Annotated in this window: 27 protein-coding genes and 1 tRNA gene; 19 read left to right on the top strand and 9 right to left on the bottom strand. The window is 67.4% G+C overall.

The features are described 5' to 3' along the window. Positions 1 to 67 precede the first annotated feature (67 nt). From IY716_RS13360 to IY716_RS13310, 11 genes are all read left to right on the top strand, one after another. Complete coding sequence (locus IY716_RS13360; RefSeq protein ID WP_218222133.1) at positions 68 to 796, top strand: metal-dependent transcriptional regulator; 729 nt, start codon at positions 68 to 70, stop codon at positions 794 to 796. Positions 797 to 1,274: 478 nt separating this feature from the next. Continuing rightward, positions 1,275 to 2,153, top strand: a complete 879-nt coding sequence (locus IY716_RS13355) for a C40 family peptidase (protein ID WP_255316774.1) — start codon at positions 1,275 to 1,277, stop codon at positions 2,151 to 2,153. A gap of 208 nt (positions 2,154 to 2,361) precedes the next feature. Then, positions 2,362 to 2,862, top strand: a complete 501-nt coding sequence (locus IY716_RS13350) for an HNH endonuclease (RefSeq protein WP_218222132.1) — start codon at positions 2,362 to 2,364, stop codon at positions 2,860 to 2,862. Then, the gene (locus IY716_RS13345; RefSeq protein WP_218222131.1) at positions 2,846 to 3,499 is read left to right on the top strand and encodes a molybdenum cofactor guanylyltransferase; all 654 of its coding nucleotides are present in this window, start codon (positions 2,846 to 2,848) and stop codon (positions 3,497 to 3,499) included. The genes IY716_RS13350 and IY716_RS13345 overlap by 17 nt, the downstream gene beginning before the upstream one ends. 57 nt (positions 3,500 to 3,556) lie before the next feature. Continuing rightward, a complete protein-coding gene (locus IY716_RS13340) occupies positions 3,557 to 3,862 on the top strand; it encodes a DUF6457 domain-containing protein (protein WP_255316773.1) in 306 nt (101 codons plus the stop codon). A 52-nt stretch (positions 3,863 to 3,914) separates the two neighbouring features. Then, positions 3,915 to 5,180 carry a molybdopterin-binding protein gene (locus IY716_RS13335; protein ID WP_218222130.1) on the top strand — a complete coding sequence of 422 codons (1,266 nt, stop codon included), beginning with the start codon at positions 3,915 to 3,917 and terminating at the stop codon, positions 5,178 to 5,180. Next, positions 5,180 to 6,025: a formate dehydrogenase accessory sulfurtransferase FdhD gene (gene fdhD, locus IY716_RS13330; RefSeq protein ID WP_218222129.1), complete on the top strand. Its 846-nt coding sequence runs from the start codon at positions 5,180 to 5,182 to the stop codon at positions 6,023 to 6,025. Before IY716_RS13335 ends, fdhD begins: the two co-directional genes overlap by 1 nt. Positions 6,026 to 6,061: 36 nt before the next feature. Beyond that, positions 6,062 to 6,217, top strand: coding sequence for a hypothetical protein (locus IY716_RS13325; RefSeq protein ID WP_218222128.1), 156 nt, complete (start codon positions 6,062 to 6,064; stop codon positions 6,215 to 6,217). Positions 6,218 to 6,377: 160 nt separating this feature from the next. After that, positions 6,378 to 6,581, top strand: a complete 204-nt coding sequence (locus tag IY716_RS13320; protein WP_036473143.1) for a cold-shock protein — start codon at positions 6,378 to 6,380, stop codon at positions 6,579 to 6,581. Between the two features lie 244 nt (positions 6,582 to 6,825). After that, complete coding sequence (locus IY716_RS13315; RefSeq protein ID WP_218222238.1) at positions 6,826 to 8,142, top strand: TrkH family potassium uptake protein; 1,317 nt, start codon at positions 6,826 to 6,828, stop codon at positions 8,140 to 8,142. Next, positions 8,135 to 8,833, top strand: a complete 699-nt coding sequence (locus IY716_RS13310) for a TrkA family potassium uptake protein (RefSeq protein WP_255316772.1) — start codon at positions 8,135 to 8,137, stop codon at positions 8,831 to 8,833. The genes IY716_RS13315 and IY716_RS13310 overlap by 8 nt, the downstream gene beginning before the upstream one ends. 4 nt (positions 8,834 to 8,837) lie before the next feature. On the opposite strand, the gene IY716_RS13305 is transcribed toward IY716_RS13310, so the two are convergent. The 3 genes from IY716_RS13305 to IY716_RS13295 all read right to left on the bottom strand — a co-directional run bounded on the left by IY716_RS13305 (position 8,838) and on the right by IY716_RS13295 (position 10,626). Then, positions 8,838 to 9,944 carry an alkene reductase gene (locus tag IY716_RS13305; protein ID WP_218222126.1) on the bottom strand — a complete coding sequence of 369 codons (1,107 nt, stop codon included), beginning with the start codon at positions 9,942 to 9,944 and terminating at the stop codon, positions 8,838 to 8,840. 372 nt (positions 9,945 to 10,316) lie between these two features. Then, the gene (locus IY716_RS13300) at positions 10,317 to 10,538 is read right to left on the bottom strand and encodes a hypothetical protein (protein ID WP_218222125.1); all 222 of its coding nucleotides are present in this window, start codon (positions 10,536 to 10,538) and stop codon (positions 10,317 to 10,319) included. A gap of 15 nt (positions 10,539 to 10,553) precedes the next feature. After that, positions 10,554 to 10,626: transfer RNA gene (locus IY716_RS13295), tRNA-Arg, on the bottom strand. A 181-nt stretch (positions 10,627 to 10,807) separates the two neighbouring features. Here IY716_RS13295 and IY716_RS13290 point away from each other — a divergent pair. Both IY716_RS13290 and IY716_RS13285 read left to right on the top strand, forming a co-directional pair. Then, positions 10,808 to 11,425: a TetR/AcrR family transcriptional regulator gene (locus IY716_RS13290; protein ID WP_218222124.1), complete on the top strand. Its 618-nt coding sequence runs from the start codon at positions 10,808 to 10,810 to the stop codon at positions 11,423 to 11,425. Continuing rightward, the gene (locus IY716_RS13285; protein ID WP_218222123.1) at positions 11,422 to 12,618 is read left to right on the top strand and encodes an SGNH/GDSL hydrolase family protein; all 1,197 of its coding nucleotides are present in this window, start codon (positions 11,422 to 11,424) and stop codon (positions 12,616 to 12,618) included. The genes IY716_RS13290 and IY716_RS13285 overlap by 4 nt, the downstream gene beginning before the upstream one ends. Here the strand turns inward: IY716_RS13285 and IY716_RS13280 are convergent. After that, positions 12,574 to 13,293 (bottom strand): hypothetical protein, encoded by a 720-nt coding sequence (locus tag IY716_RS13280; RefSeq protein ID WP_218222122.1) that lies wholly within the window; start codon positions 13,291 to 13,293, stop codon positions 12,574 to 12,576. The two genes, IY716_RS13285 and IY716_RS13280, sit on opposite strands and share 45 nt — an antisense overlap. Positions 13,294 to 13,392: 99 nt before the next feature. On the opposite strand from IY716_RS13280, the gene IY716_RS13275 reads away from it, so the two are divergent. The 3 genes from IY716_RS13275 (at position 13,393) to sucD (ending at position 18,118) form a co-directional block, all read left to right on the top strand. Beyond that, the gene (locus tag IY716_RS13275; RefSeq protein WP_218222121.1) at positions 13,393 to 15,936 is read left to right on the top strand and encodes an ATP-dependent helicase; all 2,544 of its coding nucleotides are present in this window, start codon (positions 13,393 to 13,395) and stop codon (positions 15,934 to 15,936) included. A gap of 73 nt (positions 15,937 to 16,009) precedes the next feature. Next, positions 16,010 to 17,188 carry an ADP-forming succinate--CoA ligase subunit beta gene (sucC, locus tag IY716_RS13270; protein WP_218222120.1) on the top strand — a complete coding sequence of 393 codons (1,179 nt, stop codon included), beginning with the start codon at positions 16,010 to 16,012 and terminating at the stop codon, positions 17,186 to 17,188. A gap of 15 nt (positions 17,189 to 17,203) precedes the next feature. Then, positions 17,204 to 18,118: a succinate--CoA ligase subunit alpha gene (sucD, locus tag IY716_RS13265; protein ID WP_192592175.1), complete on the top strand. Its 915-nt coding sequence runs from the start codon at positions 17,204 to 17,206 to the stop codon at positions 18,116 to 18,118. 181 nt (positions 18,119 to 18,299) lie between these two features. On the opposite strand, the gene IY716_RS13260 is transcribed toward sucD, so the two are convergent. The 3 genes from IY716_RS13260 to IY716_RS13250 all read right to left on the bottom strand — a co-directional run bounded on the left by IY716_RS13260 (position 18,300) and on the right by IY716_RS13250 (position 20,970). Next, on the bottom strand, positions 18,300 to 18,752 hold the full coding sequence (locus IY716_RS13260; protein WP_218222119.1) for a pyridoxamine 5'-phosphate oxidase family protein: 453 nt from the start codon (positions 18,750 to 18,752) through the stop codon (positions 18,300 to 18,302). A gap of 104 nt (positions 18,753 to 18,856) precedes the next feature. Continuing rightward, entirely contained in the window at positions 18,857 to 19,987 is a 1,131-nt protein-coding gene (locus IY716_RS13255; RefSeq protein ID WP_218222118.1) for a VIT1/CCC1 transporter family protein, read from the bottom strand. Positions 19,988 to 20,058: 71 nt separating this feature from the next. Next, on the bottom strand, positions 20,059 to 20,970 hold the full coding sequence (locus IY716_RS13250; RefSeq protein ID WP_218222117.1) for an inositol monophosphatase family protein: 912 nt from the start codon (positions 20,968 to 20,970) through the stop codon (positions 20,059 to 20,061). Positions 20,971 to 21,035: 65 nt separating this feature from the next. Between IY716_RS13250 and IY716_RS13245 the strand changes: the two genes are divergently transcribed. Continuing rightward, positions 21,036 to 22,181 (top strand): App1 family protein, encoded by a 1,146-nt coding sequence (locus tag IY716_RS13245; protein ID WP_218222116.1) that lies wholly within the window; start codon positions 21,036 to 21,038, stop codon positions 22,179 to 22,181. 9 nt (positions 22,182 to 22,190) lie between these two features. Here IY716_RS13245 and IY716_RS13240 read toward each other — a convergent pair whose 3' ends face one another. Continuing rightward, complete coding sequence (locus IY716_RS13240) at positions 22,191 to 23,408, bottom strand: glycosyltransferase family 1 protein (RefSeq protein ID WP_218222115.1); 1,218 nt, start codon at positions 23,406 to 23,408, stop codon at positions 22,191 to 22,193. Between the two features lie 102 nt (positions 23,409 to 23,510). Here IY716_RS13240 and IY716_RS13235 point away from each other — a divergent pair, with 102 nt between their 5' ends. Beyond that, the gene (locus IY716_RS13235; RefSeq protein WP_218222114.1) at positions 23,511 to 24,263 is read left to right on the top strand and encodes a sulfite exporter TauE/SafE family protein; all 753 of its coding nucleotides are present in this window, start codon (positions 23,511 to 23,513) and stop codon (positions 24,261 to 24,263) included. 49 nt (positions 24,264 to 24,312) lie between these two features. Further along, the gene (locus IY716_RS13230; protein WP_218222113.1) at positions 24,313 to 25,680 is read left to right on the top strand and encodes a DUF6350 family protein; all 1,368 of its coding nucleotides are present in this window, start codon (positions 24,313 to 24,315) and stop codon (positions 25,678 to 25,680) included. Positions 25,681 to 25,711: 31 nt separating this feature from the next. Here the strand turns inward: IY716_RS13230 and IY716_RS13225 are convergent, their stop codons facing one another. Beyond that, positions 25,712 to 26,137 carry a hypothetical protein gene (locus tag IY716_RS13225; RefSeq protein ID WP_218222112.1) on the bottom strand — a complete coding sequence of 142 codons (426 nt, stop codon included), beginning with the start codon at positions 26,135 to 26,137 and terminating at the stop codon, positions 25,712 to 25,714. Positions 26,138 to 26,178: the final 41 nt, after the last annotated feature.

Below are 26,178 nucleotides of genomic sequence, written 5' to 3'. Positions count from 1 at the left end.
GCTTCCACCAGGACGAACAGCGCCGGGCTCAGGTTACCAAGGCGCGGCGCAGGAGAGAGAGTCATACGTGACCGATCTGATCGACACCACCGAGATGTATCTGCGCACCATCCTCGATCTCGAGGAGGAGGAGATCGTCCCGCTGCGAGCCAGGATTGCAGAGCGCCTCGAGCATTCAGGGCCCACGGTGTCCCAGACCGTTGCACGCATGGAACGAGACGGTCTGCTCGTGCTCACCAGCGACCGACGACTCCAGCTGACGGACTCGGGACGGGGGCTTGCCGTGCAGGTGATGCGCAAGCACCGGCTGGCTGAACGGCTGCTCTCCGATGTCATCGGCCTGGAATGGCCCTACATCCATGAAGAGGCCTGCCGCTGGGAACACGTGATGAGTGAGCGGGTGGAGCGTCGACTCGTCGAGATTCTGCAGTCCCCGGTCGAATCGCCCTACGGCAACCCGATCCCCGGTCTGGAGGAGCTCGGTGTGGTGCCCCCGACGGCCCAGTCTGCTCCCACGAGGATCACGCTGCGACAGGCGGCCGAAGCCGACCCCGGCGGAACCTCGGGGGCCCAGTGGCAGGTGAAGCGTCTCGCTGAATCCATCCAGATGGAGCCTGAAGTGCTCGAGCAGCTTCTCGACGCGGGCCTGCGCCCGGGCGGGGCTCTGCGACTGCGAGGGCTGAACCAGGCCCACGTGATGCTCGAGGTGGCACCCGATGCGGAAGCGCCCTTCGAGGTGGAGCTTCCGCTGGAGGTCGCCCAGCACATCTTCGTGGCTGAGTCCCTCGCCAGCTGAGCACCTCGCCGGCTGGGTGCGCTGAATGAGCCCTGATTGCGGGGATGTCACGGTCAATAGCGAAGAAGATCACAAAGATATCGGGCCGCCGTGATCTTTCCCGAGATCCGCGGTGAATTGTTCGAAGCAGCTCTGATCAGCTGGTTTAGCGTGATTCCGGGAGATCGGCGGGTGCTCACGGGGTCACACGGGAACCTCAACGGCAGGCCTTTTTCCACTGACCGTGACCTGAGCGTGACAATTTTATCGATCTGTTATACCGTCGTACTCGTGCCTGCGGCTGCTGTCCGATGCCGCAAGCTCCTCCAGTCAGATCTCCTCCTGCCGCTGACCGGGGCCGTTCGAAAAAACTACCGCTAGGCAGGGTGCGGGACATCGCGGTCAATCTAGACCTGAAGATGGCGAGCTTCCCGGCTCGCACTTCACGAAGGCAGTCCCGCAACTTACAGGGAGAGGTTTCCAAGAAGTGACTGACAACATGACTTTCGTCTCACGCCGTGACCGGCGCCGCCAGGCCAAGCCTTCACTGGCTCAGGCTGTGGCATCCAACGCCGGCACCGTGGGACGAGGCGCCGCGGTTGCCGTGGCAGCTTCGGGCCTGGTGATCACCTCCGGAGTCGCCGCCAATGCATCCACCACCGTGGAGACCCCCGAGGTCACCACCCTCGAGGTGGCAGCCTCCGGTCTCAGCGTGGAGCGCGCCAGCAACACCTCATCGGTTGCCGTGACGGCCTCCCGTGAGGTCGAGCTCTCCTTCGACCGCCCGGTGGTCACCTCCACTCCCGCGCCGGAGCCCGAGCCGGAACCGGAGCCAGTCGTCGAAGAGACTGCCGCTGTGGTTCCCGCCTCCCCGCAGGTCGAGCAGGAAGCTCCCGCAGAGCAGGCACAGACTCAGCAGGCCCCACAGCAGCAGGCCCAGCAGGCCCAGCAGGCCGACACCGGCCAGGCGGCCACGGGCAACACCCAGGTCGCCTCCTCCGAGCCGGCCCAGACCGCAGCACCAGCCTCCAGCGGCGGCAACGGATCGGTCGTCGGCGCCGCATATGCAGGCCTCGGCAACCCCTACTCCTATGGCGGCAGCAGCACCAGCGGTTGGGACTGCTCCGGCTTCATCAACTGGGCCTACGCCCAGGCCGGCGTCTCCGTACCCCGCAGCACCTACGCCATGATGAGCTCCATGCGCCAGGTCTCGTCCCCTTCACCGGGCGACATCGTGATCCAGAACGGTGGCAGCCACGCCGCCATCTACGTGGGCAACGGTCAGCTCATCGGTGCGAACAACCCCCGCGTGGGCACGGTCCAGTACTCCCTGAACTCCCCGTACTGGTCCAACACCATGTACCTGAGCGCCAACTGACGCTTCAGCACTGAACAAACCTCGGCCGCAGGGCGCGATCCCACCAGGGATCGCGCCCTGCGGCTTTTTCTGTTCCCCCGCCACAGCGTCTATATTGAGCCTGTACAGGCAGAGCAGGACAGGTGTTGAACCCTGTGAGAGACGGGCCGAACCCCGCGATGCGGCGGCACGGCTTCCCGAGCAGGGGTGAACGCACGGGAGCCCCGATATGCGCACACTGGTGCTCAACGCAGGCTACGAGCCGCTGAGCGTGGTCACGTCGCGTCGTGCCGCTGTATTGGTCATGCGCGGCAAGGCCAGCGTGCTGGCTGAGGACCGCATCCCCATCGCAACACCCTCGCTGATGGTGCCTCGACCGGCGGTGATCCTGCTCCACCACTATGTGCGGGTGGCCCGCCACGCGCCCGCAGCCCCCTCGCGGAGGAGTATTCTGCGCCGCGATGGCCGCCTCTGCACCTACTGTTCGCGACCGGCTGCGACCGTGGACCATGTCATCCCTCGTGCCCGCGGCGGTGATTCCAGCTGGGAGAACCTGGTGGCCTGCTGCGGAGCCTGCAACGCACGCAAAGGGAGCAAGACTCTGGACGAGCTCGGCTGGACGCTCACGATCACCCCGCAGGCACCGCCGCACCACGTCTGGATGCCGGTGGAACTCGACGCGCCGCGCGACGTGTGGATGCCCTTTCTGAGCCATGCCCGCGCCTGCTGAGCCCGCTCTGCAGGCGGTCCTGCTCGCCGGCGGCACCGGCAGCCGGCTGGGCGGCGCGGACAAGGCGCTGCTCATGCGCGGGCGCCGCACGCTCCTGAGTCGGTGGGTGGAGGAGCTTGACCGGCGAGAGATTCGCACCGCCGTCGTCGGACCTGCGCACCTGCGCGCTGAAGTGTCCGAAGCAGTGCAGCTCGTGCAGGAGAAGCCAGCCTTCTCGGGCCCCGCCGCTGGAATCCTGGCCGGTGTCCGAGCCCTGCAGCACGGCAGCCAGTCCGGCGAGGACCGGAGCTGGACGCTGGTCCTGGCAGTGGATATGGCCTCGCCCGGACCGCTGATCGAGTGGCTCCTCGCGGCGTTGGAGGCAGCGCCTGCCGCGGATGCGGTGCTTCCCCAGGATGGCTCTGGGCGAGTGCAGTACCTGTGCGCTTTGGTGTCCACCACCTGGTTGCAGCGGCGAGCGCAGGAGCTGGGGCCGGGGGGACTCGTCAACGCCCGAGTCCGCACTCTGCTGGACGGACTCGACGGCGCCGACACGGTGGTGCATCCCGTGATCCCGGCGGAGCTCGCCGCCGATATCGACACGTTCGAGGATGCCCTGCGGTGGGGGATCGACCTTCCGGGTGCGGGCGCGCGTTGATGCTGTGAGATTCTGGAGCGAACGACGAACACACTGCGCATCGGCGAAGGAGCTGACATGACAGAAGGCGGGATGACAGAAGAAGAGGGCCACGCCCGGGAGTCCATCGAGCTCTGGATCAGAGAGCTCACCCACCACCTAGAGATCGACGGCGTGCAGATCGACGTCGATGCGATCCTCGCCCTGGCAGGGCAGGCAGCGCACACTGTGGTCCGCCCCGCGGCCCCCGTGACGACCTACCTGATCGGCTACGTCGCCGGTCTCGCCGAAGCCACCGGTCAGGCTGACTTCGCCACGGCCTCCCGAGCCGCTTCGAACGTCGCCTCCCAGCTCCTGGAGCGTCGATCCGGAGCAGTGGGCTGAACGGGGTTCACCTGGCCGTGCCGCTGGCCGTGCCGCAGCGCAGGCTGAGACCGTGCGCAGCGGGGTCGGCCCTCTCGGCAGGGCGCGCATGCTGAGCTTCGACGATGCGCGGCGGCGCGCTGCCTCCGTCGACCCCCTGGCTGCGGAGAGGGTGCCACTGGCACACGCTGTGGGGCATATCCTCGCGGAACCGGTCCACGCCGCCCAAGAAGTGCCCCATGTGGCGACCTCAGCCATGGACGGCTGGGCACTTGCGATCCCTGTGGAGGCCCCCGATGCGTCCAGCAGCTGGACGCTGCGCGCCGAAGCTGCGCTCAGTCCGGTCCAGCAGCTCGCTCCGCTCGAGCCCGGTGAGGCGGCCGAAGTGGTCACCGGCTCGCCCGTGCCACAGGGGACCGTCTCAGTGCTGCGCAGCGAACACGGGATCCTCGAGGGTCGCCAGCTCCGCGCCGCCATCGCGAGTCCCGACACCGCACCGCGTCGCAACGTCCGGTCCGCCGGCACGGAATGTCCTGCGGGCGCCGAGGTGCTCTCGGGCGGCACATTGCTGACCCCGGCGCGCGCCGCCGTGGCCGCCGTGGCCGGCTGCGATCGACTCACGGTGATCCCGCGTCCCAGGGTCCACCTGGTGCTCACCGGTGAAGAGGTCATCACCTGCGGCATCCCCTCCGGCGGTCAGGTGCGCGATGTCTTCGGTCTCGCGCTGCCGGGGATGCTCACCGAGATCGGGGCCGCCTCGGTGGCCTCGACACGGCTCGGTGACGATCACGAGGCGCTGGCACGGGAGCTCGGACGGCTCCTGGAGGCCGGCGCGACGGATCTGATCATCACCAGCGGAGGCACCTCGCATTCCCGTGCCGACTCGCTGCGCCCGGCCCTGCGAAGCCTCGGGGCCGAGCTCATCGCGGATTCGGTGGATATGCGCCCCGGCCACCCCTCTGTGCTCGCCCGACTTCAGGGCTCCGCCGGGACCGTGCATCTGCTGGGCCTGCCCGGGAACCCACTGGCGGGTTTCGCCGCGCTGGCAGCACTGGGAGCACCTCTGGTCGACGCACTCCGGGGTGTTCCGGCGGCCGAGCGGACGCGTACGCTGAGCCTCACGGCTGGCACGCGGATTCACGGTGCCGCCCATGGGGTGCGTCTGCTCCCCGTCTGGATCGGCCCTGAGGGTGCACTGCCGTTGGAGCACAGCAGCTCCCATATGATGCGGGGACTGGCCGATGCGCACGCGCTGGCCATCGTGGGTCGCGCGGGCGCGGACCCGGGAGAGCCTCTGCAGGGGCTGGACGTGCCGGGACAGCGAAGGGGAGGACACTGATGGGTCGACTCACACAACGCAGACGCGTGACCACCATCCGAGCCGAGGGCACCGTCACCAAGGTGGATCAGCTTGCGGTGGAAGAGCCTCTGGAGCTGCGGCTCGGCGGAGAGTCCTTCACCGTGACCATGCGAACCCCGGGGCACGACTTCGAACTTGCCGCGGGCTTTCTGGTGGCCGAGGGAATCATCTCCACACGGGATGACCTGCGCAGCCTGCGCTACTGCGCCGGCACCGATGAGCTCGGAAATCAGACCTACAACGTGATCGATGCCGAGCTGGACACCCCGGTGCCCCTGGCGACACGGCTGCAGGCACGCAATGTGCTCACCACCTCAGCCTGTGGCATCTGCGGAACGACCTCCATCGACGCGGTGGAGAAGACCCTGCCCGCGCGGGGTCCTGCGCAGCTGCGGATCGAGGCCGCGACCCTGCTGGGCCTGCCCGAGCTCATGCGCACCGAGCAACAGGTGTTCCGCAAGACCGGCGGGGTCCACGCCGCGGCGCTCTTCGACGCAGAGGGAACGCTGCTGTGCCTGCGTGAGGATGTGGGGCGACACAACGCGGTGGACAAGGTGGTCGGCTGGGCGCTGACCCAGGAGCGGCTTCCGCTGAGCGGCACCGTCCTGCAGGTCTCCGGACGGGCCTCCTTCGAACTCGTACAGAAGGCGGCCCTAGCGGGCATCGAGATGCTCGCGGCGGTCGGTGCGCCGTCGTCGTTGGCTGCTGACCTCGCCGAGCGCTCGGCGCTCACGCTGGCCGGGTTCTCCCGCGGCGGCTCGATCAATCTCTATACACACCCTGAACGCGTTCACGTGGAGCAGCTCGCGGAACAAGGGGGCTGACGTCTTACCGAGACCGGTTCTGCGGTCCGGGATCTGGTGGACGTGGTCTCGGTGGTCCAGGGTGAGGAGCGCTGCGCCGAGCGTTTCCACCGGCGTCTGGTGGCCTGGGAATCCGGTACCCCAGGGTTCAAGGCGATGGTGGCCAGACTCGAGGCCCGCGCCGAAGAAGTTGCGATACATGAGGACTCGTAGTGACCTCAGTGGATTATTAGCGTAGGCTGACGGAGGACTACATGGCTTCTGCACTTATGCAGTCGTCCCAGTAGACACCGCCTCCGGCCGGCCAGGCTGGTTGCGGAACATGCATCGTGAGATCGATGCGTAGCAAGAGCAAGTATATTAAGGAAACATCATGGCTACAGGCACAGTTAAATGGTTCAACGCTGAAAAGGGCTACGGCTTCATTGCCCCCGAAGACGGTTCAGACGATGTCTTCGTGCACTTCAGCGCGATCACCACTTCCGGCTTCCGTTCCCTCGAGGAGAACCAGAAGGTTGAGTTCGAGACCGCCCGCGGCCCCAAGGGTCTGCAGGCTGAGAACGTCAACCCGCTCTGAGCTTCTCTGAGTTCGCCGAGGATGGCTCTTTAGCCCTCCGAAGCTGAGCATCTCGGGTTCGATGAACAGAACCTCAAAGGATCGACCCCCTGTCTTCGCTGATGCGAAGACAGGGGGTCGATCTGGTTAACACGCCTCTTCAGCCGCGCGCTCCCCGTGGATTGAAGCTTTTCGCCGCACAGGTCTACGATTCACCTTTGTGACTCGACCTGGGCCCGCGACCGCGCGGGTGTCGCTTCGCCGGATGACCCCGGTGCAGCTGATCTTCTTCGGCTTTCTCCTGGTGACAGGCCTCGGTGCCGGGCTTCTGATGCTCCCGGCTGCAACGGCCGCGGGGGAGCAGACCAGCTTCATCCACGCCCTCTTCACCGCCACCTCGGCGCTGTGCGTCACCGGCCTGACCGTGGTGGACACCGGGACCCACTGGTCCGGGCTGGGTCAGGTGGTGATCCTGGTCCTGATCCAGCTGGGCGGCTTCGGGGTGATGACCTTCGCCACCGTGGTGGGACTGATTGTGCTGGGCCGCCTCTCGCTGCGGTCCAAGCTCCTTGCCGCCGCCGAGGCCAAGAGCCTTGGGCTCGCGGACCTGCGCTCGCTCATCCTGGGCATCGTGAAGATCTCGCTGATCGTCGAGGGTGTGCTCACGGTGGTCCTGACCCTGCGTTTCTGGCTGGGCTACGAGATGACGTTCGCGGAGGCCCTCTGGCAGGGTCTCTTCCATGCCGTCTCAGCGTTCAACAATGCCGGGTTCTCGCTCTTCAGCGACTCGCTGATGCAGTTCGTGGGGGACCCGGTGGTCTGCCTCTCCATAGCTGTCGCGATCATCCTCGGCGGTCTCGGCTTTCCCGTCATCCTGCAGCTGCGCCGCCGGTACCGCACCCCGAGGCTCTGGTCCATGCACACTCGGATCGTCCTCTGGGCCACCACGGTGCTTCTGGTGGGCGGCACCGGATTCATCCTCGCGCTGGAATGGTCGAATCCAGGGACGCTGGGCCCGCTGAACTGGTCCGAGAAGCTCCTCGCCGGCTTCTTCCAATCCGTGCAGACCCGCACCGCAGGCTTCAACAGCGTGGACATCTCCGCGATGGAGCCGACCACGTGGTTGGGCATCGACGTGCTGATGTTCATCGGTGGAGCCCCGGCGGGCACAGCCGGCGGCATCAAGGTGACCACCTTCGCGGTGCTGCTGTTCATCCTCTTCGCCGAGCTGCGCGGTGGCACGGCGGTGAACATCTTCGGGAAGCGTCTTTCCCGCGCCGTGCACCGCCAAGCGATCTCCGTGGTGCTGCTGGCCGCGGCGCTGATCGTGCTGGTCACCGGCGCGCTGATGCACCTGACCGGACTCCCGTTGGACCAGGTCCTCTTCGAGACCGTCTCCACCTTCGCCACGGTGGGGCTCTCCACCGGCATCACCGCGGACCTGCCCGAGGTCGGTCAGGCGCTGCTGGTGCTGCTGATGTTCATCGGACGCGTCGGTCCGATCACCTTCGCCTCCGCTCTCGCGCTGCGTGAGCGTCGCACCATGTATGAACTGCCCAAGGAAAGGCCCATCATTGGCTAATTTCAAGCTCTTCGGAGGCACCAACCCCGGCGACGTCGCCCGTCCTGACTCGGTGGCAGTGATCGGACTGGGGCGATTCGGACGTGCGCTGGCGCTGGAGCTCATGGCTCACGGCACCGACGTGCTTGGGATCGATCGCGACGAGAACGTGGTGCAGTCACTCAACGGCAAACTCACCCACGTGGTCGCGGCGGACGCTACCAACGAGGAGGCGCTGCGTCAGCTCTCGGTGGACGAGTTCGATCACGTGGTCATCTCCATCGCCTCGAACCTCGAGGCCAGCATCCTCGCGACCTCGCTGATGCTGCAGTTCAACATCGGCGAGCTCTGGGCGAAGGCCGTGAGTGAAGCTCACCGTGCGATCCTGGAGCAGCTCGGGGTCCGTCACATCATCTTCCCGGAACAGGACATGGGCCGGCGGGTCGCGCATATGGTGCGCGGCAGTCTGCAGGACTACATCTTGATCGATGAGGACTTCGCCCTGGCCAAGACCACCCCTCATCAGGGAATCCTCGGTCAGCAGCTCGGCCAGCTCGACGTGCGCCGCCGGCATGGAGTCACCATCACCGCGGTGAAGCATGCCGGCGGCCACTGGGAGCCGGCGACGGCGCAGACGGTGCTCGCCGCCGACGACATCATCCTGGTCTCGGGTTCGGCGACCAAGGCCGAAGGATTCAAGCGACTTCGCTGAGCGGTCAGTTCCGCACTGCGGGGTAGTCCGTGTAGCCGCGCTCGCCTCCGACATAGAAGGTAGACGGGTCTGCTGGGTTCTCCTCGAGACCCATCTCCCAGCGGTGGGCGAGATCCGGATTGGCGATGACCGAGCGGCCCACCCCCACAGCCTCCGCCAGATCCTCCTCGACGAGCCGTGCGGCCTCCTCGCGTGTGGTCTGCACCCCGAAGCCGCTGTTGGCGATGAGGGGCGCACCGGAGACGCGACGGATCAGCTGCACGATCTCGCTCGACGGATCGGCGTTGAGCACATCGATATGGCTCAGCCCCAGCGGCGCGAATCCCTCGGCCATGACTCGGTAGGTCTGCAGTGCGTCGTCGTGGTCCTCTTCCAGCGCGCCCTGGATGTTGTGCTGGGGAGAGAGCCGGATGCCGGTGCGGTCGGCGCCGATCGCGGCCGAGACAGAGGTCGCGACCTCCACGGAGAGCCGCGCCCGGTTCTCCGGAGAGCCGCCGTACTGGTCGCTGCGTGTATTGGACGCGGGTGCGGTGAACTCGTGCAGCAGGTAGCCGTTGGCGCCGTGGAGCTGCACGCCGTCGAACCCGGCCTCGATCGCGTTCTTCGCCGCCTGGGTGAATGCCGTGACGGTCTCCGCGACCTCCTCGGTGCTCAGCGCGTGGGGCACCGGGTGGGCCGATTTCCCCTCCGGCGTGCGGATCTCGCCGGGCGCGGCCAGGGCGCTCGGCGCGACGACGCGGCCGGTGCCGGAGATCAGCTCATGTCCGATGCGGCCACCATGCATGATCTGCGCGACGATCTTCCCTCCTGCGGCATGCACGGACTCGGTCACTCGGCGCCATCCGCTGACCTGTTCCTCAGTCTCGAGGCCGGGCTGACCGATCCAGGTGCGTCCCTCCATGACCGGGAAGGTCCCCTCGGTGACGATCAGTCCGAGCGAGGCGCGCTGGGTGTAGTACTCCACCATCATCTCGTTGGGCACCCCGTCCGCATCGGCGCGGATGCGCGTCAAAGGAGCCATCACCAGCCGGTTGTTCAGCTCGATGGCGCCGAGGGAGAGGGGCGAGAAGAGCTTGTCCTGCACCTGGCTGGCCTGGGTGGAAGAAGTCATAGAGGAGTTCCTTTCGTGCGTGGTGGCCCGTGAGACTCATCGAGCCGTGCTGATCAGGCCAACCGTCAGACAGGGGCAGAGATTCCTGAGCCGGGGCAACGTCACACTGCCGAGTATCGTGAGCCCATGGACCCCGCACCGGACTCTCCACCGCCTGCTGCGGTGACCATGCCCCCGCTGGCGAGCATCCTGCTCATCCAGAAGGCTCTGGATCAGCAGGGGATCAACAACGTCGTCGGGGGATCGGGGCTCCTGGCGAGCCTGGGTCTGATCACGGAGGTCAACGACTGGGACCTCGTCGTGGACGCGGAGCCCGCAGATGTGGAACAGCTGTTCGGGGAGCTGGGGCTGCCGCACCGGCGCAAGGCACGCTCAGGGATCTTTCGCACCGACGCCGCGATCGAGGTCGACGCCGGAGATCACAGCATCGATGTGCTCGTCGGCTTCGCTCTGGACTCCGCCGAGGGCGTGACTCGCATTCCCGCCAGGGCCGGGGAGCGGTGGAGGGGGCTGCAGATGGCGCGCGCGGAGGACTGGGAGCAGGCGTATCGGCTGCTCGGCCGCGAGCAGCAGGCGCTGCTGCTGGCGGAGCACCTCATGGTGCGACGGTCCCCCCGGCAGGATTCGAACCTGCGACACCCGCTTTAGGAGAGCGGTGCTCTATCCCCTGAGCTACGGAGGGCTGCGACGGGCATCGCCGCGGGTGCTGCCCGTTCCGGCACAGCACCGCACCATCCTACCTGCGAGACCGTCCGCCGTGGCCAGGCCCGCCATCGGGCGCACTGGCACGCTCATCCTTCATGATGTAGCTTAAAACCTAATAACAATAGGTTCTAGTCGTGGTGGGGCGGAGGGAGGCGCAGATGGCTCGTGCAGGCATCACCAAGGCGCGGCTGGCCGCCGTCGGCGCCGAGCTCGCGGATGAGCTGGGTTTCGAGCGTGTCACGCTCGCCGAGGTGGCCCGACGCTGCGGCGTCCAGACTCCGAGCCTGTATTCACACGTCAGCGGCACCGCTGAGCTCCGTGAACAGGTGACATTGCTGGCTCTGGAAGAGATGGCCGATCGCGCAGCGGAGGCGGTGGCTGGACTCTCCGGCAAGGCGGCGCTGACGGGGCTTGCCAACTCCTACCGGGACTACGCCTGGCAGCATCCTGGACGCTTCACCGCTTCAGCCGCGGCCGCGACGCTGACTGCCGAAACCGCCGCCGGCAGCGCAGGACCGCGACATGCCCGGTTCACCGAGGCCGTGCTGCGCGGCTACGCCGTGGATCCTGGCGCACGCGTCCACGCGGTGCGCATGCTCGGCAGCACTGTGCGCGGCTTCATCACCCTGGAGATGAGCGGCAGCTTCGACCACAGCTCGCCGCCGGCCGACGAGAGCTGGGCACAGATCATCCATGGCCTCGACACGCTGTTCCGCAGCTGGCCCGCCGCCCCCGGCGCAGAACTCCCGTCACCACGAGCTGAGGATGCCCGATGACCCACGAGCTGTTGACCCCCGTTCCGCTCTCCCCGGCATTGCTGCGCGGAGCTCTCGAGCTGGAGCACACCGAGCGTGGTGCTCTGCCTCACCGGCTGCCCGGCTGGGCACGCGCGCAGAACACCGACCCCCAGCTGGCCATGGTGGAGTCCCAGTCCTCCGGGGTGCGGATCGCGCTGCGCACGGCGGCGACCACGCTCGAGCTGGAGACCTGGCGCACACGGAGGGCGTATTCAGGCGTGCCACCTCGCCCCGACGGGGTGATCGAACTCGTCCATGACGGCGCGGTGATCGGGCATTCGGTGACCGCGGGAGGCGCCACCACGACCATCGACCTGCGCACCGGTGCCGTGGAGCGGGCCGCGGATCGGACCCACATTGCTCGCTTCGCCGAGCTGCCGGCCGGAGTGAAGGACCTCGAGATCTGGTTGCCGCACAACGAGAGAACCGAACTCGTCGAACTGCGCAGCAACGCCCCGGTGGAACCCGTCGCGTCTGCGCTTCCGGTGTGGATGCACCACGGAAGCTCCATCAGCCAGGGATCCAACGCCACTCACCCGACCGGGATCTGGCCCGCGGTGGCGGCACGGCTGGCGGAGGTTCAACTGGTGAACCTGGGCTTCGGCGGCAGCGCGCTGTTGGACGCCTTCGTGGCCCGCAGCATCCGAGACGCCCCCGCCGATGCCATCAGCCTCGAGCTCGGGATCAACCTGGTCAACACCGACCTGATGAGGCTCCGCGCCTTCGGCCCCGCCGTGCACGGCTTCCTCGACACCATCCGAGAGGGGCACCCCACGACGCCACTGGTGGTGATCTCGCCGCTGAGCTGCCCCATCCATGAGCGCACCCCCGGGCCCGGGGCCTTCGATCCGGACGCACTCAAGCAGGGAATCGTGCGCTTTCGCGCCACCGGGGACCCGACCGAGACCGCAGGCGGAAAGCTCACGCTCGAGGTCATCCGCATGGAGCTCGAGAGGATCGTGGCCGAGCGAGCCGCGAGCGACCCACACCTGCACCTTCTCGACGGACAAGAGCTCTACGGAGTCGAGGATGCGCAGGAACACCCGCTTCCCGATGCGCTGCACCCTGACGCGGAGACCCACCAGATCATCGGTGAACGATTCGCGGCCCTCGCAGCGGCGCGGGCTTTAGGTCCGTTCCACGCCGCGACTGATCAGGCTCATCACGACTGAGCCGATCACCACCGCGCCGATGATCATCAGCAGGGCCCAGCTGGTCACCGTGAACGTGGAGGAGACCCCCACCAGCGACTCATCCAACGGCTCCATGGTGAGGATGTGGTCGATCAGGAAGTTCTCGGTGATGTCGACGACTGCGAAGATCACCGCCCCTGCCAGCACCATCCAGCGGAACACCCCCCGACGCATCACCAGACCCACGACCGCCCAGGCGGAGAGCACGAAGGACAGCGGGAACAGGATCCCGGCGGTGCGATGCAGGAAGCTGAGCTGCCCGGTGCCGTCGGAGTCCATGACGTTGCGCAGCCGTTCGATGTCGTCCACGGAGTAGCCGAAGAGTCGTGCATCCGGCATGGAGAATCCGCCCGCGAAGTAGTTCATCTGCGGCAGCGCGTAGAGGTGCAGGTAGGCGAAGAGCAGGACCATCAGACCGAGCAGGGAGTAGAGCAACAGATGCGGGTTCGAGTCGGCGCCCGAAGCCGCGCGTCGGTTCGCCTCGCTGAGATATCCCCCGCGCACGTCATCACGGCGCTGAGGGGCGCTCGAGGTGTCCCGACCTTCGCGTCGCGCCTGTCGAAAACCCCGCAGACCCCCCGGCTGGCTCGGGGGCTGAGTAGGCCGTGCCTGCCTCGCAGGATTGCCCCGCACCTTCTTGCGCCGCTTGGACATGACCCTCCTGAAGAAATCCGTGTGCTTCCAGTCTGGCAGAGGTTCGGGTCCCTGGCGCTCCCGATGGGTGTCAGCTTCGCCCCGTAGAATGAGACCACCATGGATTTCCTCTTCACCCCGCCGAAAGCCACCCCTGCCGAACAGCCGTCCAGCCCCGGATCCGCGACCCCGGAAGACGCCGTCGCTGAGCTCAACACCGAGCAGCAGGCAGCAGTGCTCCACTCGGGGTCGCCGCTGCTGATCGTGGCCGGAGCAGGCTCGGGCAAGACGCGGGTGCTGACGCGCCGGGTCGTGCACCTGTTGCGCAGCGGCGCCGCGCGCCCGCATGAGATCCTGGCGATCACCTTCACCAACAAGGCCGCGCGGGAGATGAAGGACCGTATCGCAGAGATGATCGGCCCCGCGGCCGAACGCATGTGGATCTCCACATTCCACTCCTCCTGCGTGCGCATTCTCCGCGCGGAAGCGGCGCATCTGGGGCGACGGACCACGTTCACGATCTACGACAGCGCCGACTCGCTGCGGCTGATCACGACCATCGCCAAGTCCCATGACCTGGATCCCAAGCGGTTCGCCCCGCGGGCACTGAAGAACAAGATCTCGGCGCTGAAGAACGAGCTCATCGACGCTGAGGCGTTTCAGGCCACCGCGGCTCACGAGCCCTTCTCCGAGGCCGTGGCCACGGTGTACCGGGAGTACTCGGAGCGGCTGCGTGCCGCGAACGCCTATGACTTCGATGACCTCCTCGCGGAGACGGTCTACATGTTCGACGCCTTCCCGCGCATTCTGGACAGCTACCGACGTCGCTTCCGTCACGTGCTGGTCGATGAGTATCAGGACACCAACCACGCGCAGTACCGCCTCGTGCGCCAGCTCACCGGCCCCGCCGGTGACGGCTCGGAGGAGGCGGCGACGCCTGGCGCGGAGCTCACCGTGGTGGGCGACTCCGACCAGTCCATCTACGCCTTCCGCGGAGCCGACATCCGCAACATCGTGGAATTCGCGCGCGACTACCCCGACGCCACCACGATCAAGCTCGAGCAGAACTACCGCTCCACGCAGACGATCCTCAATGCCGCGAACGCGGTGATCTCGCAGAACCCGAACCGCACGGAGAAGAAGCTCTGGACGGATCTGGGGGAGGGATCCCCGATCGTGCTGCACGTGGCGCCCTCGGAGAACGACGAGGCCGAATGGATCGCCCGGACCATCGACTCCCTCGGTGACTCGCACGGCATCAGACCTTCCGACGTCGCGGTCTTCTATCGGACCAATGCGCAGTCGCGGTCCCTGGAGGAGCGGCTCATCAATCGCGGCATCCCGTATCGGGTGATCGGCGGCACCCGCTTCTACGACCGCAAGGAGATCAAGGACGCGCTGGCATATCTGCGGGTGGTCAACAACCCCGACGACGACGTCAACCTGCGCCGCATCCTCAACGAGCCGAAGCGTGGCATCGGTGAACGCGCCGAGGGTGCCGTGGCGACGCTGGCCACTCGGGAGCGGACCACGTTCCTCGAGGCGCTGCGCCGCGCGGAGTCCGCGCCGGGAATCGCCACTCGCTCGCTCAAGGCCATCGCCTCCTTCGTGCGGATGATCGATGACCTCATCCAGCTCAACCAGGACGGCAAGCCCTCGGTGGTGCTGGAGGCGGTCCTCGAGCAGTCAGGCATGCTCGAGGCGCTGCGGCAGTCCAAGGATCTCCAGGATGAGTCCCGGGCGGACAACCTCGGTGAGCTGGTCGCCGTGGTCAAGGAGTACGAGGCCGAGGCTGCCGCCGCCGATGCGGCGCCCAGCAACCAGGAGGACGCATCGACGCTGGAGGGCGAATCAGCGCTCGCCGGGTCGGATGCACAGGAGGGTCCCGGTGCGCTGGCGAACTTCCTGGAACAGGTCTCCCTGGTCGCCGACGCCGACGCCATCCCCTCCGCCGGTGACGAGGAGTCTCAGCGGCTGGCAGTGGAGCAGGGACAGGTGACGCTGATGACCCTGCACACCGCCAAAGGACTCGAGTTCCCGGTGGTGTTCCTCACCGGCATGGAACATGGAATCTTCCCGCACTCACGCTCCATGTCGGACCCCGATGAACTCGCCGAGGAACGCCGACTGGCGTATGTCGGGCTCACCCGAGCGCGCCAGCGGCTCTACCTCTCCCGCGCGGAGTCCCGGCACCTGTGGGGCCAGCACCAGTTCAATCCGCCCAGTCAGTTCCTCGGTGAGATTCCCGAGGAGCTCCTGGAGATCGACGCCGCGTCCTCGAACACCCGCGGGCCGCGCTTCGGCTCGGCTGGATTCGGCGGCTCCATCCAGGGCGGGAGCGTCAGTGCCAGCTGGGGTGCCGGATCGAACGCGTATGGCTCCGGCGCGGGCCGATCAGGGCCCACCGTCTACGGGGCTGCGGACAGCGAGAAGAGCTCCTCCTCCCTGCCCGGGGCGACCCGCGGGGCGGCGCCCTCGCAGGTGGACCCCGATCGAGAGATCCCGAGCCTGAGCCCCGGAGAGCGCGTGAGCCATAAGCGCTTCGGGGTGGGCGAGGTGCTCTCCGTCGAAGGAACCGGTGCCAAGACGGTCGCCAAGGTCAGCTTCGCCGGGTCTGAGAAGAGACTTCTCCTGCGATATGCTCCCCTTGAGAAGGTCAGCTGAGCGCTGCGCGTGAAGCGCGCAACGCCACCGACCTTCGCCAGTAGAGACGACTTCGACGCAGAAGGACACCCACGTGGACCTGTATGAGTACCAGGCGCGCGATCTCTTCGAGGCACACGGCGTTCCCGTGCTGGCCGGAATCGTAGCGCAGACCCCGGAAGAAGCGAAGGCGGCCGCCGAGAAGATCGGTGGCACCGTCGTAGTCAAAGCTCAGGTCAAGGTCGGCGGCCGCGGCAAGGCCGGCGGCGTCAAGCTTGCCAAGAGTGCCGATGAAGCGCAGCAGCACGCTGCAGACATCTTGGGCATGGACATCAAGGGGCACACTGTGCACCGCGTGATGATCGCCCAGGGTGCAGACATCGCAGATGAGTACTACTTCTCGATCCTGCTGGACCGAGCCAACCGCAACTACCTCGCCATGTGCTCCAAAGAGGGAGGCGTGGAGATCGAGCAGCTCGCTGAAGAGCGGCCCGAGGCTCTCGCTCGTGTGGGCATCGACCCCAACACCGGCATCGACGCGGCCAAGGCCAAGGAGATCGCCGAGCAGGCCGGGTTCCCGGCGGAGCAGCACGAGCAGCTCGCCAACGCCTTCGTGCAGCTGTGGACCGTCTTCTCCAAGGAGGACGCCACACTGGTCGAGGTGAACCCGCTGGTGAAGACCGGCGACGGGCAGATCATCGCCCTCGACGGCAAGGTCACCATCGACGAGAACGCCGGCTTCCGCCAGCCGGCGCACGCAGAGCTCGTGGACGAGCAGACCGAGGACCCGCTGGAGGCCAAGGCCAAGGAAAACGACCTGAACTACGTCAAGCTCGACGGTCAGGTCGGGATCATCGGCAACGGCGCCGGTCTGGTCATGTCCACCCTGGACGTCGTGGCCTATGCAGGAGAGGCGCACGGCGGGGTCAAGCCCGCCAACTTCCTGGACATCGGCGGTGGCGCCTCGGCAGAGGTCATGGCCAACGGCCTCGACGTCATCCTCGGCGATGACCAGGTGAAGTCAGTCTTCGTCAACGTCTTCGGCGGCATCACCTCCTGTGACGCAGTCGCCAACGGCATCGTCAAGGCGCTGGAGATCCTCGGGGACTCCGCCACCAAGCCGCTCGTGGTGCGCCTCGACGGCAACAACGTGGAAGAGGGACGCCGCATCCTTGAGGCGGCGAACCACCCGCTGGTCACCACCGCTGACACCATGGACGCCGGCGCCGACAAGGCCGCCGAACTCGCGCACTCTGCGCAGACTGAGAAGTAAGGACCTGCTCACACAATGTCTATCTACCTGAACAAGGACTCCAAGGTCATCGTGCAGGGCATCACCGGCGGTGAGGGCACCAAGCACACCGCTCTGATGCTCAAAGCAGGCACCAACATCGTCGGCGGCGTCAACGCCCGCAAGGCCGGCACCACCGTGTCCCACAAGGACAAGGCTGGCGCCGACGTCGAGCTGCCCGTGTTCGAATCCGTGGCCGAGGCCATGGAGAAGACCGGCGCCGACGTCTCGGTGGCCTTCGTGCCGCCGAAGTTCGCCAAGGATGCTGCAGTGGAGGCCATCGAAGCAGGCATCGGCCTGCTGGTGGTCATCACCGAGGGCATCCCGGTGCAGGACTCGGCTGAGTTCTTCAACCTCTCGCTGACCAAGACCGGCGCCGACGGCAAGCCCGTCACCCGGATCATCGGCCCCAACTGCCCCGGCATCATCACCCCGGGACAGGCGCTGGCGGGCATCACCCCGTCCAACATCACCGAAGCCGGGCCCATCGGCCTGGTCTCGAAGTCAGGCACCCTGACCTACCAGATGATGTATGAGCTGCGCGACATCGGATTCTCCACCTCCATCGGCATCGGCGGCGACCCGGTCATCGGCACCACGCACATCGATGCGCTGGAGGCCTTCGAGAACGACCCGGAGACCAAGGCCATCGTGATGATCGGTGAGATCGGCGGCGACGCTGAAGAGCGCGCTGCCGAATACATCAAGGCCCATGTCACCAAGCCCGTCGTGGGCTACGTGGCGGGCTTCACCGCTCCCGAGGGCAAGACCATGGGCCACGCCGGCGCCATCGTCTCCGGCGGCTCGGGCACGGCCGAAGGCAAGAAGGAAGCACTCGAGGCAGCAGGCGTGAAGGTCGGCAAGACGCCGTCCGAGACCGCTGACCTGCTCCGCGAGATCTTCAAGGGCTGACGCCAAGAGACGCAAAAGTCTCACAAGACCGCAGCGCGGGGCCGTTCCTGATTCTCAGGGGCGGCCCCGCAACTGTCTGGGCTGAACCGGTGTGGCAGCGCTGCACCGGCATGGCAGGGGTGTGTCGGCATGGCAGGAATGGACGAGCCCGGCAGTGCCGGGTCGGCATGGGCTGGTGGGCTCAGCCGCCCTCGGATCCCTCGCCCAGCTCGCGCTCGGGATGGGGGCCGAAGAGGAAGTGGCGCCCGCTGAGCTCCCCGGGGCTGATCCGCACGAAGAAATCCTTCAGCGTGGGCACCCACGGCTTGAGGCCGAGCTCCTCCGCCTCCTCCCGCTCTGCTGTGGTCTCCAGCCGAGCGGCGGTGCCACGCAGCACTACGGACCAGGCCTGGTCGGCGAGGATGCCGTCGGCCTCGAAGACCACGCTCTCATTGACGGCCATCTCGGCGAGCTTCGAGCCCGGTGCGGTGCGCAGCACGATCGAGTTCCGCTGGACCGCGCAGTTGACCGGGAAGATATCCGCGCGACCGCCGACCACGGTGACCAGCCGTCCATGCTGGGTGCCCTTGAGCAGGCTCCAACACTGGTCCTCATCAAGCACCAGGACCGGGTCATTGTCTGGATGTTCGAACATTGCCGTCACCGTCTTTCGCTGGGGGTGCACGTCGCTGTGCACTCCCGAGTCTAGTGCTTTTCTACACGTTGTAGAAGAGTCTCGACGCGGTGAGAGGTGCGCGGCTACGCGAGAGTGACGCCCAGAACCGAGCCCAGCAGGTAGGTCACCGCTGCCGCACCCAGTCCGATTCCCAGTTGGCGCAGCCCTCGCTTGAGCGGGGAGGCCCCGGAGAGCAGTCCGACCACCGCGCCGGTGCCGAGCAGCGCGACCCCGACCAAGGTGCAGGAGACGACGACGGCGGTGAGCCCCTCGACTCCCAGCAGGTAAGGGAGGACCGGGATGATCGCACCCACGGCGAAGAAGACGAAGCTCGATCCGGCTGCGGTCCAGGCGGAGCCCACGATCGCGTGTTCGTCGGCGACCTCCTCCGGGTCATGGGAGAGCTCGGGGTTGCAGTCGCAGTCAAAGACGCCGAGGCGCTCCAGTGCTCGATGCTCGGCGTCGCCCTCGCTCATGCCGCGCGCTCGGTAGACCAGGATCAGCTCGTTGTGGTCCAGATCCAGGTCTGGTGCGGCCCGGAGCGTCGCCTGGGTCGGGCGTGTGGCGTCGAGCAGCTCACGCTGGCTGCGCACGGAGACGAACTCGCCGGCGGCCATCGACAGCGCTCCGGCGAGAAGACCCGCCACACCGGTGAGCAGGATGATGGTCGATCCCACCCCGGTGCCGCCCATGCCCACGATCAGCGCGAGGTTGGAGACCAGTCCGTCATTGGCTCCGAAGACGGCGGCACGGAATCCTCCGGAGAGCTTCTCCCTGCCGCGGGTGGCCAGTGCACGGACGACCTCCTCATGGACCGCCTCATCGGCCGCCATCCGGGCGGTCGCATCGGAGTCGGTGTCATAGGGGGACTCGCCCTCCGCGCGCTGGGCCAGGGCGAGGACGAAGACCGAGCCGAAGATCCGCGCCATCCAGCTGAGTACCACACGGTGCGCGGAGGGGGCGGGAAGCCGCTGGGCGTGCTCCCCCAGCAGCTCACGCCAGTGCTGTTCATGGCGCTTCTCTGCAGCTGCGAGCCCGAGGAGGATCTGTCGCTCCTCGCCGCGCTTGCGCTCGGCGAGGTCCCGGTAGAGCCGTCCCTCGGCCTGTTCGTCGGCGAGGTAGCGTCTCCAGCGGCGTATCTGGCGCGGCGTGGGAGCGCTCTGGTCATGCGGAGAATCCGCCGGGGTCTGCGATGAGTGGCTCACTGAAGCCATTCTCCCCGGCAGGCCGGTCATTGTGGGGCTGTGGACGGCCTGTGACGAAGTTCAGGAATGGCTAAACCCGCTCAACCGCGCCGCGACTTCAGGCGCCGGGCGCTCGCCTCAGTGATCAGCCGCCGCGCTGCGGGGGAATCCACCCCGGGGGCCATCCCCAGGTAGTCCGGCGCCAGATGATCGGCTCCGGGAGCCTCGAGGCTGTGACCGTGCGCCACATAGCGTCCACCGGCGCGGCGCAGGATAAGCATGCCGGCGGCGACGTCCCATGGATTGGTGTCCACTCCCAGCACGAGATCGGCCCACCCCGCCGCCGCGTGACACAGCTCGAGCGCTCCGGAGACCACCCGGCGCACCGTGGCGAAGGTGCTGACCATCTCCGCGAAGGCCTCGAGCGAGGCCGCGCCCTCCTGAGCGAGCACCTCCGCAGAGGGGTAGCTGGTCATCAGGTTCAGGCTCTGCTCGGCGCGCGACTGAGGTGCCTCCGCCAGCGGCGGTTCCAGCCGCAGCTCCGCCTCCGCGGTGGCGAGATAGGCGCTGTCGTCGTCGGCGGAGAAGGTCAGCCGGTTCACCGGATCGTGGACGACGCCGGCGATCACCTCGCCGGCGTAGACCGCGGCGATGGAGATGGAGAACATCGCAAAGCCGTGAGCGAAGTTGCTGGTGCCGTCGATCGGATCGACGATCCACTCCAGCGTGCCGCTTCCGCGTGCGCCTCGTTCCTCCCCGGTGACCCATGAGCCGGGGACGGCGTCGGTCAGCGCCCGGGAGAGCGCGTCCTCGGTGGCCGCGTCGTGATGGGTGAGCAGGTCATGGCTGCTCGTCTTGGTGGTGACTGCCAGCTCCGCCGGGGTTCGCGAGCGGAAGGCCTCCACCAGAGGGAGCCCCACCTGCTGGGCGGCGCGCACGGCGATCAGGCGCAGCTCGCTCGGCTGCGGTCGGCCGGGTTCAGAGCTGCGGGTGGGCTCAGGGTTGTTCCTCACGTGTTCACCCTATCCATCGGGCGCCGAGGCGGTGTCCCAGCACACAAGCCGGTAGGATCGGGCCGATGACGCATCAGGAGCACACCGAGGTCCTGCAGGACACCGCCGCGGTCCGTCGGCACTACAGCGACCGCACCCGCAACAGGGTGATGAAGACCGAGGACGCGTGGCACCAGTTCCGCCTCGGGCTCGCCCGGCGCCGTGGGCAGAACGTCACGATGCTCTCGATGACGGGCTACGGCTGTCGGCGCTGGGTCAGGATCTTCTCCCGGGTCGTGATGGCCCCGGACTCGGACTTCGAGAACGGCCTGCGCGTGGCCAATGTGATCGCCGACGGAGTCCGTGGTTGGCGAAACTTCATCTCCGCCCCGGTGCCCTTCGCCGAGCTCACCGTGGAGATCGACGGCAAGCAGTTCAGCGTGGTCGCCGACCGCGGGGGCGTGGTCGACACGGTGGTCGAGACCGAACTGGAGCCGGGTTGGCAGCAGGTCGTCCTGCACGCGCCGGGCAGCGAGCCCACCACCGCGGATGTCCACATCGTCGACGACTCGACCTACACGGGCGTGGTCTGTGACATCGACGACACGGTCGTGGTCACCACCCTCCCACGTCCGCTGCTGGCAGCCTGGAACTCTTTCGTGCTGGACGAGCACGCCCGCACTCCCACCCCGGGGATGTCGGTGATGATGGAGCGGCTGATGGTGCATCACCCGGGCTCCCCGGTCATCTACATCTCCACCGGGGCATGGAATGTGGCGCAGACGCTCACCCGCTTCCTCACGCGCAACCTCTATCCGAAGGGGCCGCTGCTGCTCACCGACTGGGGACCGACCGAGGACCGCTGGTTCCGCTCCGGCAAGCTGCACAAGGTCCAGCAGCTGGAGCGGCTGGCCCAGGACTTCCCCGAGATGTCCTGGGTGCTGATCGGCGATGACGGGCAGCATGATCCGAGCATCTACGCCGATTTCGTCCGCCGACACCCCGAGAACGTGACCGCAGTGATCATCCGCGAGCTGACCTATTCCGAGGCCATGCTCGCCGGTGGTCGCGCGGAGGATCCGGCCGGGAATGACCTGCTGAACTACGGTGACCCGGCCGAGCCCCACGACGCCGTCCAGCTGGCCGGGGAGCGGCGGATCCCGTGGATCTATGGCCCCGACGGCAAGGACATCGCCGCGAAGCTCTCCGCTCACGGGCTGCTCTCCAACTGACCCGGGCGGCTAGCTCACCGGCGCGACCTCTGCGGAAGTGGTGCCGGAGCGCCGGGGCCTGGTGCGCAGCGAGCGGACCCTGCGGTTGACCTCTACGGCTCGGGAATAATGCCCGATGAGCTCGTTCGACACCGCCTCCCAGGTGCGATCCTGCACCGTCTCGAAGGCATTGCGACCGAACGTGCTGCGCGTGGAGTCCTCGGCGAGCAGATGCTCGACCGCCGAGCGCATGCCGGCGAGGTCGCCCGGGCGATAGAGCCATCCGGTGCGCCCGACGTCGACCAGGTCGAGCGGACCGCCGCGGCCCACGGCCACCACCGGTACGGCTGCCGCCATGGCCTCCTGGATGGTCTGACAGAACGTCTCGGCCTCGCCCGGGTGCACGAAGACGTCCAGGCTCGCCACATGGCGCCCCAGATCGTCCCCGGACTGGAACCCGGCGAAGTGCGCCCGTGGAAGGCGGCGGCGCAGCGCCTCCTCCTGAGGCCCGGAGCCGATGATCACCAGTCGAGAGTCGGGGATGGCGTCGAGCACCTGCAGGTCCTCGATCTGCTTCTCGGCCGCGAGCCGGCCCACGAAGCCGATCAGCTTCTCTCCCGTGCTGCTGATCTTTGCGCGGAGGTCCGCGCTTCGACGCTCCGGGGTGAATCGTGCCGTGTCCACGCCGCGCCGCCAGGTCTTGAGCCGCTTGATCCCTCGTCGGCTCAGCTGGTCCCGGCAGAAGGAGGACGGCACGAGGGTCAGGGTGGAACTGGTGTGCATCCGGTCCACGTGCTGCCAGAGCAGCTCCGTGGCCCAGGGCAGCCGATAGCGGGCCGCGTAGGTGGGGACCTCGGTCTGATAGATCGAGACGGTGGGGATCCCCAGCGCCTCCGACGCCTGAATCGCGCGCCAGCCCAGGACGAACGGGGAGGCCACATGCACCACGTCCGGGCGGATCTCGGCGAGGAGGTGGCGGATGCGCGTCACGAAGCCGGCGGCGACCCGGACCTTCGGATAGTCCGGCAGCGGAAGGGAGGGCACCCGGATCACGGGGAAGCCCTCACAGCGTTCGCCTCCGGCGTGTCCCAGCTCGGCCCGTACAGGAACCTCGAACATGGTGTCGGAGGGGGCGATGACCGTGACGTCATCGCCGCGTCGGCGAAGATGGGCGAGCACATGGAGCACGGAGTTTGTCACGCCGTTCATGTGCGGGAGGAACGATTCTGTCACCACGACAACTCTCACGCCTTCAGGCTAGGAACCCTGAGCGAGCGTCCGCCGTCGTCGTCGTGACGGCCTCGTGAACAGGACAGAAACCTTTCCCGGCGCAGCAGATAGGGTGATCTGGTGGAAACCCTGATCCCTGTCGCCGTCGTCGGCCTCGTCCTGCTCGCCGCCGTGATCCAGCGTCTGGTGGGGCTCGGCTTCGGCATGGTGATGGCACCGTTCCTGGTGGTGCTCATCGGCGCCCACGAGGGCGTCATGCTGGTGAACTTCCTGAGCATCTTCGCGCCCATGCTTGTGCTGCCGCGCATCTGGGGTGACATCGAGTGGCGCAAGGTGCTGTGGGTGGGCGTGCCGGCGTTGGCGATCATGCCGCTGGCAGCCTGGGTGTCGGTGAACTCCCCCTCGGGGCCGTTGTATGTGGTCGTGGCGGCCCTGGTGATCATCGGGCTGATCACCTCGATGCTGCTGAGCCGGATCACCTTTGAGGCCGACGGGCCGACGACGCGGCTGATCGCCGGTGTCGGGGCCGGAGCAGGCACTGTCATCGCCGGTGTCGGAGGTCCCGCCATGACCATCTACGCCGTCGTGGCGCGCTGGCCGGTCATGGCGATGATCGCCACACTGCAGCCGATCTGGATCTTCCTGTCCATGGGGTCCTTCGGGATCAAATGGGCCTTCGACGACGGCGCCCTTCCGGGCCTGCCGATATGGGCCTGGGCGGGGTCCGTCGCGGCGATCATCGCCGGCATCTTCATCGGAGAGTGGCTGCAGCGGCGCATCGACGAGGCGCTGGTCCGCCGGCTCGTGCTGATCCTGGCGTTCATCGGCTCGATCATGGCGCTGATCACCGGTCTGCGACTCATCCTCGGCTGAGGCCTGTTGCTCCCGCGGTTGCACAGAACCTGCTGAGACCATAGGACCGATGGCCACCACCGACACCAGACCCAGCAGCCAGGCACGTCCTGCCGCAGGCCCGTCCGAGCCAGGACGACGACGCCGCTTCACCCTGCCGACGCCTCCGCTGTGGCTGGTGGGACTGGCCGAGGCGGTGCAGATTCTGCTCATCACGGCCCTATTGGTGGGCCTGCCGGTGCTGGCCATGAGTCTCGCCGGGGGCTTCTCCGAGCTCAACGTCGACTTCGTCCTCACCCTGGCGGCACAGTCATGGCTGGTGCTCCACGGCACCCCGGTGGAGCTGGTGCTCACGCTTGATCCCGGCGCCCTGGGCGGGGCGCTGGACGTCCCCGAGGGCGGCTGGTTCCATCTTGTCCCGCTGGGACTGACCCTGATCCCGGTCTGGCTCGGGTGGCGCGCGGGCGCTCGGATCGCCCGCGGTTCCTATTCGGACCAGCTCTGGCAGGGCCTGTTGCCGCTGGCCCTGGGCTACGGGGCCGGTGCTGCCGGCATCGCCGGGGTGGCGCAGTCGGAGACCTTCCAGGTGATGCCGTGGGTGGCTGCCCTGTGCGGCGTGCTGCTGATGAGCCTGGCCGCGCTCGCGGGCTGCTACGCGGAGGCGCGCAGCGCCGCGCGGATGATCGGCATGGATCTCGAGGCCCGCGTGGAGGAGCTCTCTCAGCAGCTGCGCTGGGCGGGCTCCTACGCCTGGGCCGCCGCTCGTGCCGGACTCGTCGGGTTCATCGCTGCCTGCGGACTGGCCGCCCTGCTGCTCGCGGCGCAGCTGGGCATCCAGTGGATGGAGGTCGCCAACGTCTACGAGCAGCTCAACCCCGGGATCTTCGGCGTCCTCGGGCTGACGCTGCTGCATCTGGGCCTCGCCCCGAACCTGGTGCTCTGGGCGCTGTCCTATTCCACCGGTGCCGGATTCTCGCTGGGCACCGGGACCCTGGTGTCCCCCTGGGGCACCGAGCTGGGCTCGGTGCCCGCCGTGCCGGTGCTGGCGGCGCTCCCCGGAGGAGCAGAGCCCTATGCACTGGCCGTGCTTGGGCTGCCGGTGCTGGCCGGCGTCGTCGCGGGATGGTGGCTCATGCGAGAGGGTGAGAACCACCTGGATGACTGGTTCGCGCTGCGGATCTCCTGGCGCCCGCTCTCGGCTGGGCTCTCCACGCTCTCCCTGGGAGTGTTCACGGGTCTGGTGACGGCGCTGCTGGCAGTGGGCCCGCTGTGGCTCTCCCACATCTCGCTGGGGGTCGGAAGGATGACCGATATCGGTCCCCATGCGCTGATCGCCGCAGGCCTGCTCGGAGCATGGGTCGCGCTCGGTGCCGTGCTCGGCTACGGCATCTCGCTGGGTCTGCAGCGAGCCAGGCGGCGTCCAGCACGTGGGCGCTGAACCCTCAGCGCCGGGCTCTCCACGTTGACGCTCAGCGCCCGATGCCGGGCACCGAGTTGAGCATGCCGTCCTCGTAGTCGAGCAGACAGCGATTCATCGACCGTTCGGTCAGCGCACTGCTGCGGCACTCATCGAAATCCTCGGTGGCCTCCCAGAAGATCGCCTGGGAGACCCCGGTGAACGCAAAGATCCCGCAGCACAGCAGCACGGCGATCGCGCTGATATGCATCAGCACCGGCAGGCGCCGGCGCAGGCACTGGACCAGCAGCACGATGGCGCCCGCGACACCCGCGAGGCCGGCCACCACCGCGAGCAGACGCCAGGGCAGCGGCAGCTGCAGGCCTGTATAGCTCAACAGCAGCGCGAGCACCAGCCATCCCGAGAAGCGTCCGTAGAAGCGAAGCGTGGTCTCGTCGAGATCAGCGGTGCGGGGCCTGGCAGGGGGTGTCGTGCTCATGGATCACCACCCTATCCGGGCACCGCGTGGACCCGAAGTAG

The sequence above is a fragment of the Nesterenkonia sp. Act20 genome (assembly GCF_019173455.1).
Classification (GTDB): Bacteria; Actinomycetota; Actinomycetes; order Actinomycetales; family Micrococcaceae; genus Nesterenkonia.
This window is presented reverse-complemented; position numbering and strand designations above follow the sequence as displayed.

Coding starts and splice junctions, on each gene's coding strand:
- IY716_RS13230 (WP_218222113.1), top strand. CDS start 24,313: ATGGCCACCACCGACACCAGACCCAGCAGCCAGGCACGTCCTGCCGCA.
- IY716_RS13340 (WP_255316773.1), top strand. CDS start 3,557: ATGACAGAAGGCGGGATGACAGAAGAAGAGGGCCACGCCCGGGAGTCC.
- IY716_RS13260 (WP_218222119.1), bottom strand. CDS start 18,752: ATGTTCGAACATCCAGACAATGACCCGGTCCTGGTGCTTGATGAGGAC.
- IY716_RS13290 (WP_218222124.1), top strand. CDS start 10,808: ATGGCTCGTGCAGGCATCACCAAGGCGCGGCTGGCCGCCGTCGGCGCC.
- IY716_RS13225 (WP_218222112.1), bottom strand. CDS start 26,137: ATGAGCACGACACCCCCTGCCAGGCCCCGCACCGCTGATCTCGACGAG.
- IY716_RS13345 (WP_218222131.1), top strand. CDS start 2,846: ATGCCCGCGCCTGCTGAGCCCGCTCTGCAGGCGGTCCTGCTCGCCGGC.
- IY716_RS13320 (WP_036473143.1), top strand. CDS start 6,378: ATGGCTACAGGCACAGTTAAATGGTTCAACGCTGAAAAGGGCTACGGC.
- IY716_RS13285 (WP_218222123.1), top strand. CDS start 11,422: ATGACCCACGAGCTGTTGACCCCCGTTCCGCTCTCCCCGGCATTGCTG.
- IY716_RS13315 (WP_218222238.1), top strand. CDS start 6,826: ATGACCCCGGTGCAGCTGATCTTCTTCGGCTTTCTCCTGGTGACAGGC.
- IY716_RS13355 (WP_255316774.1), top strand. CDS start 1,275: ATGACTTTCGTCTCACGCCGTGACCGGCGCCGCCAGGCCAAGCCTTCA.
- IY716_RS13255 (WP_218222118.1), bottom strand. CDS start 19,987: ATGGCTTCAGTGAGCCACTCATCGCAGACCCCGGCGGATTCTCCGCAT.
- IY716_RS13245 (WP_218222116.1), top strand. CDS start 21,036: ATGACGCATCAGGAGCACACCGAGGTCCTGCAGGACACCGCCGCGGTC.
- IY716_RS13280 (WP_218222122.1), bottom strand. CDS start 13,293: ATGTCCAAGCGGCGCAAGAAGGTGCGGGGCAATCCTGCGAGGCAGGCA.
- IY716_RS13350 (WP_218222132.1), top strand. CDS start 2,362: ATGCGCACACTGGTGCTCAACGCAGGCTACGAGCCGCTGAGCGTGGTC.
- fdhD (WP_218222129.1), top strand. CDS start 5,180: ATGGGTCGACTCACACAACGCAGACGCGTGACCACCATCCGAGCCGAG.
- IY716_RS13275 (WP_218222121.1), top strand. CDS start 13,393: ATGGATTTCCTCTTCACCCCGCCGAAAGCCACCCCTGCCGAACAGCCG.
- IY716_RS13305 (WP_218222126.1), bottom strand. CDS start 9,944: ATGACTTCTTCCACCCAGGCCAGCCAGGTGCAGGACAAGCTCTTCTCG.
- sucD (WP_192592175.1), top strand. CDS start 17,204: ATGTCTATCTACCTGAACAAGGACTCCAAGGTCATCGTGCAGGGCATC.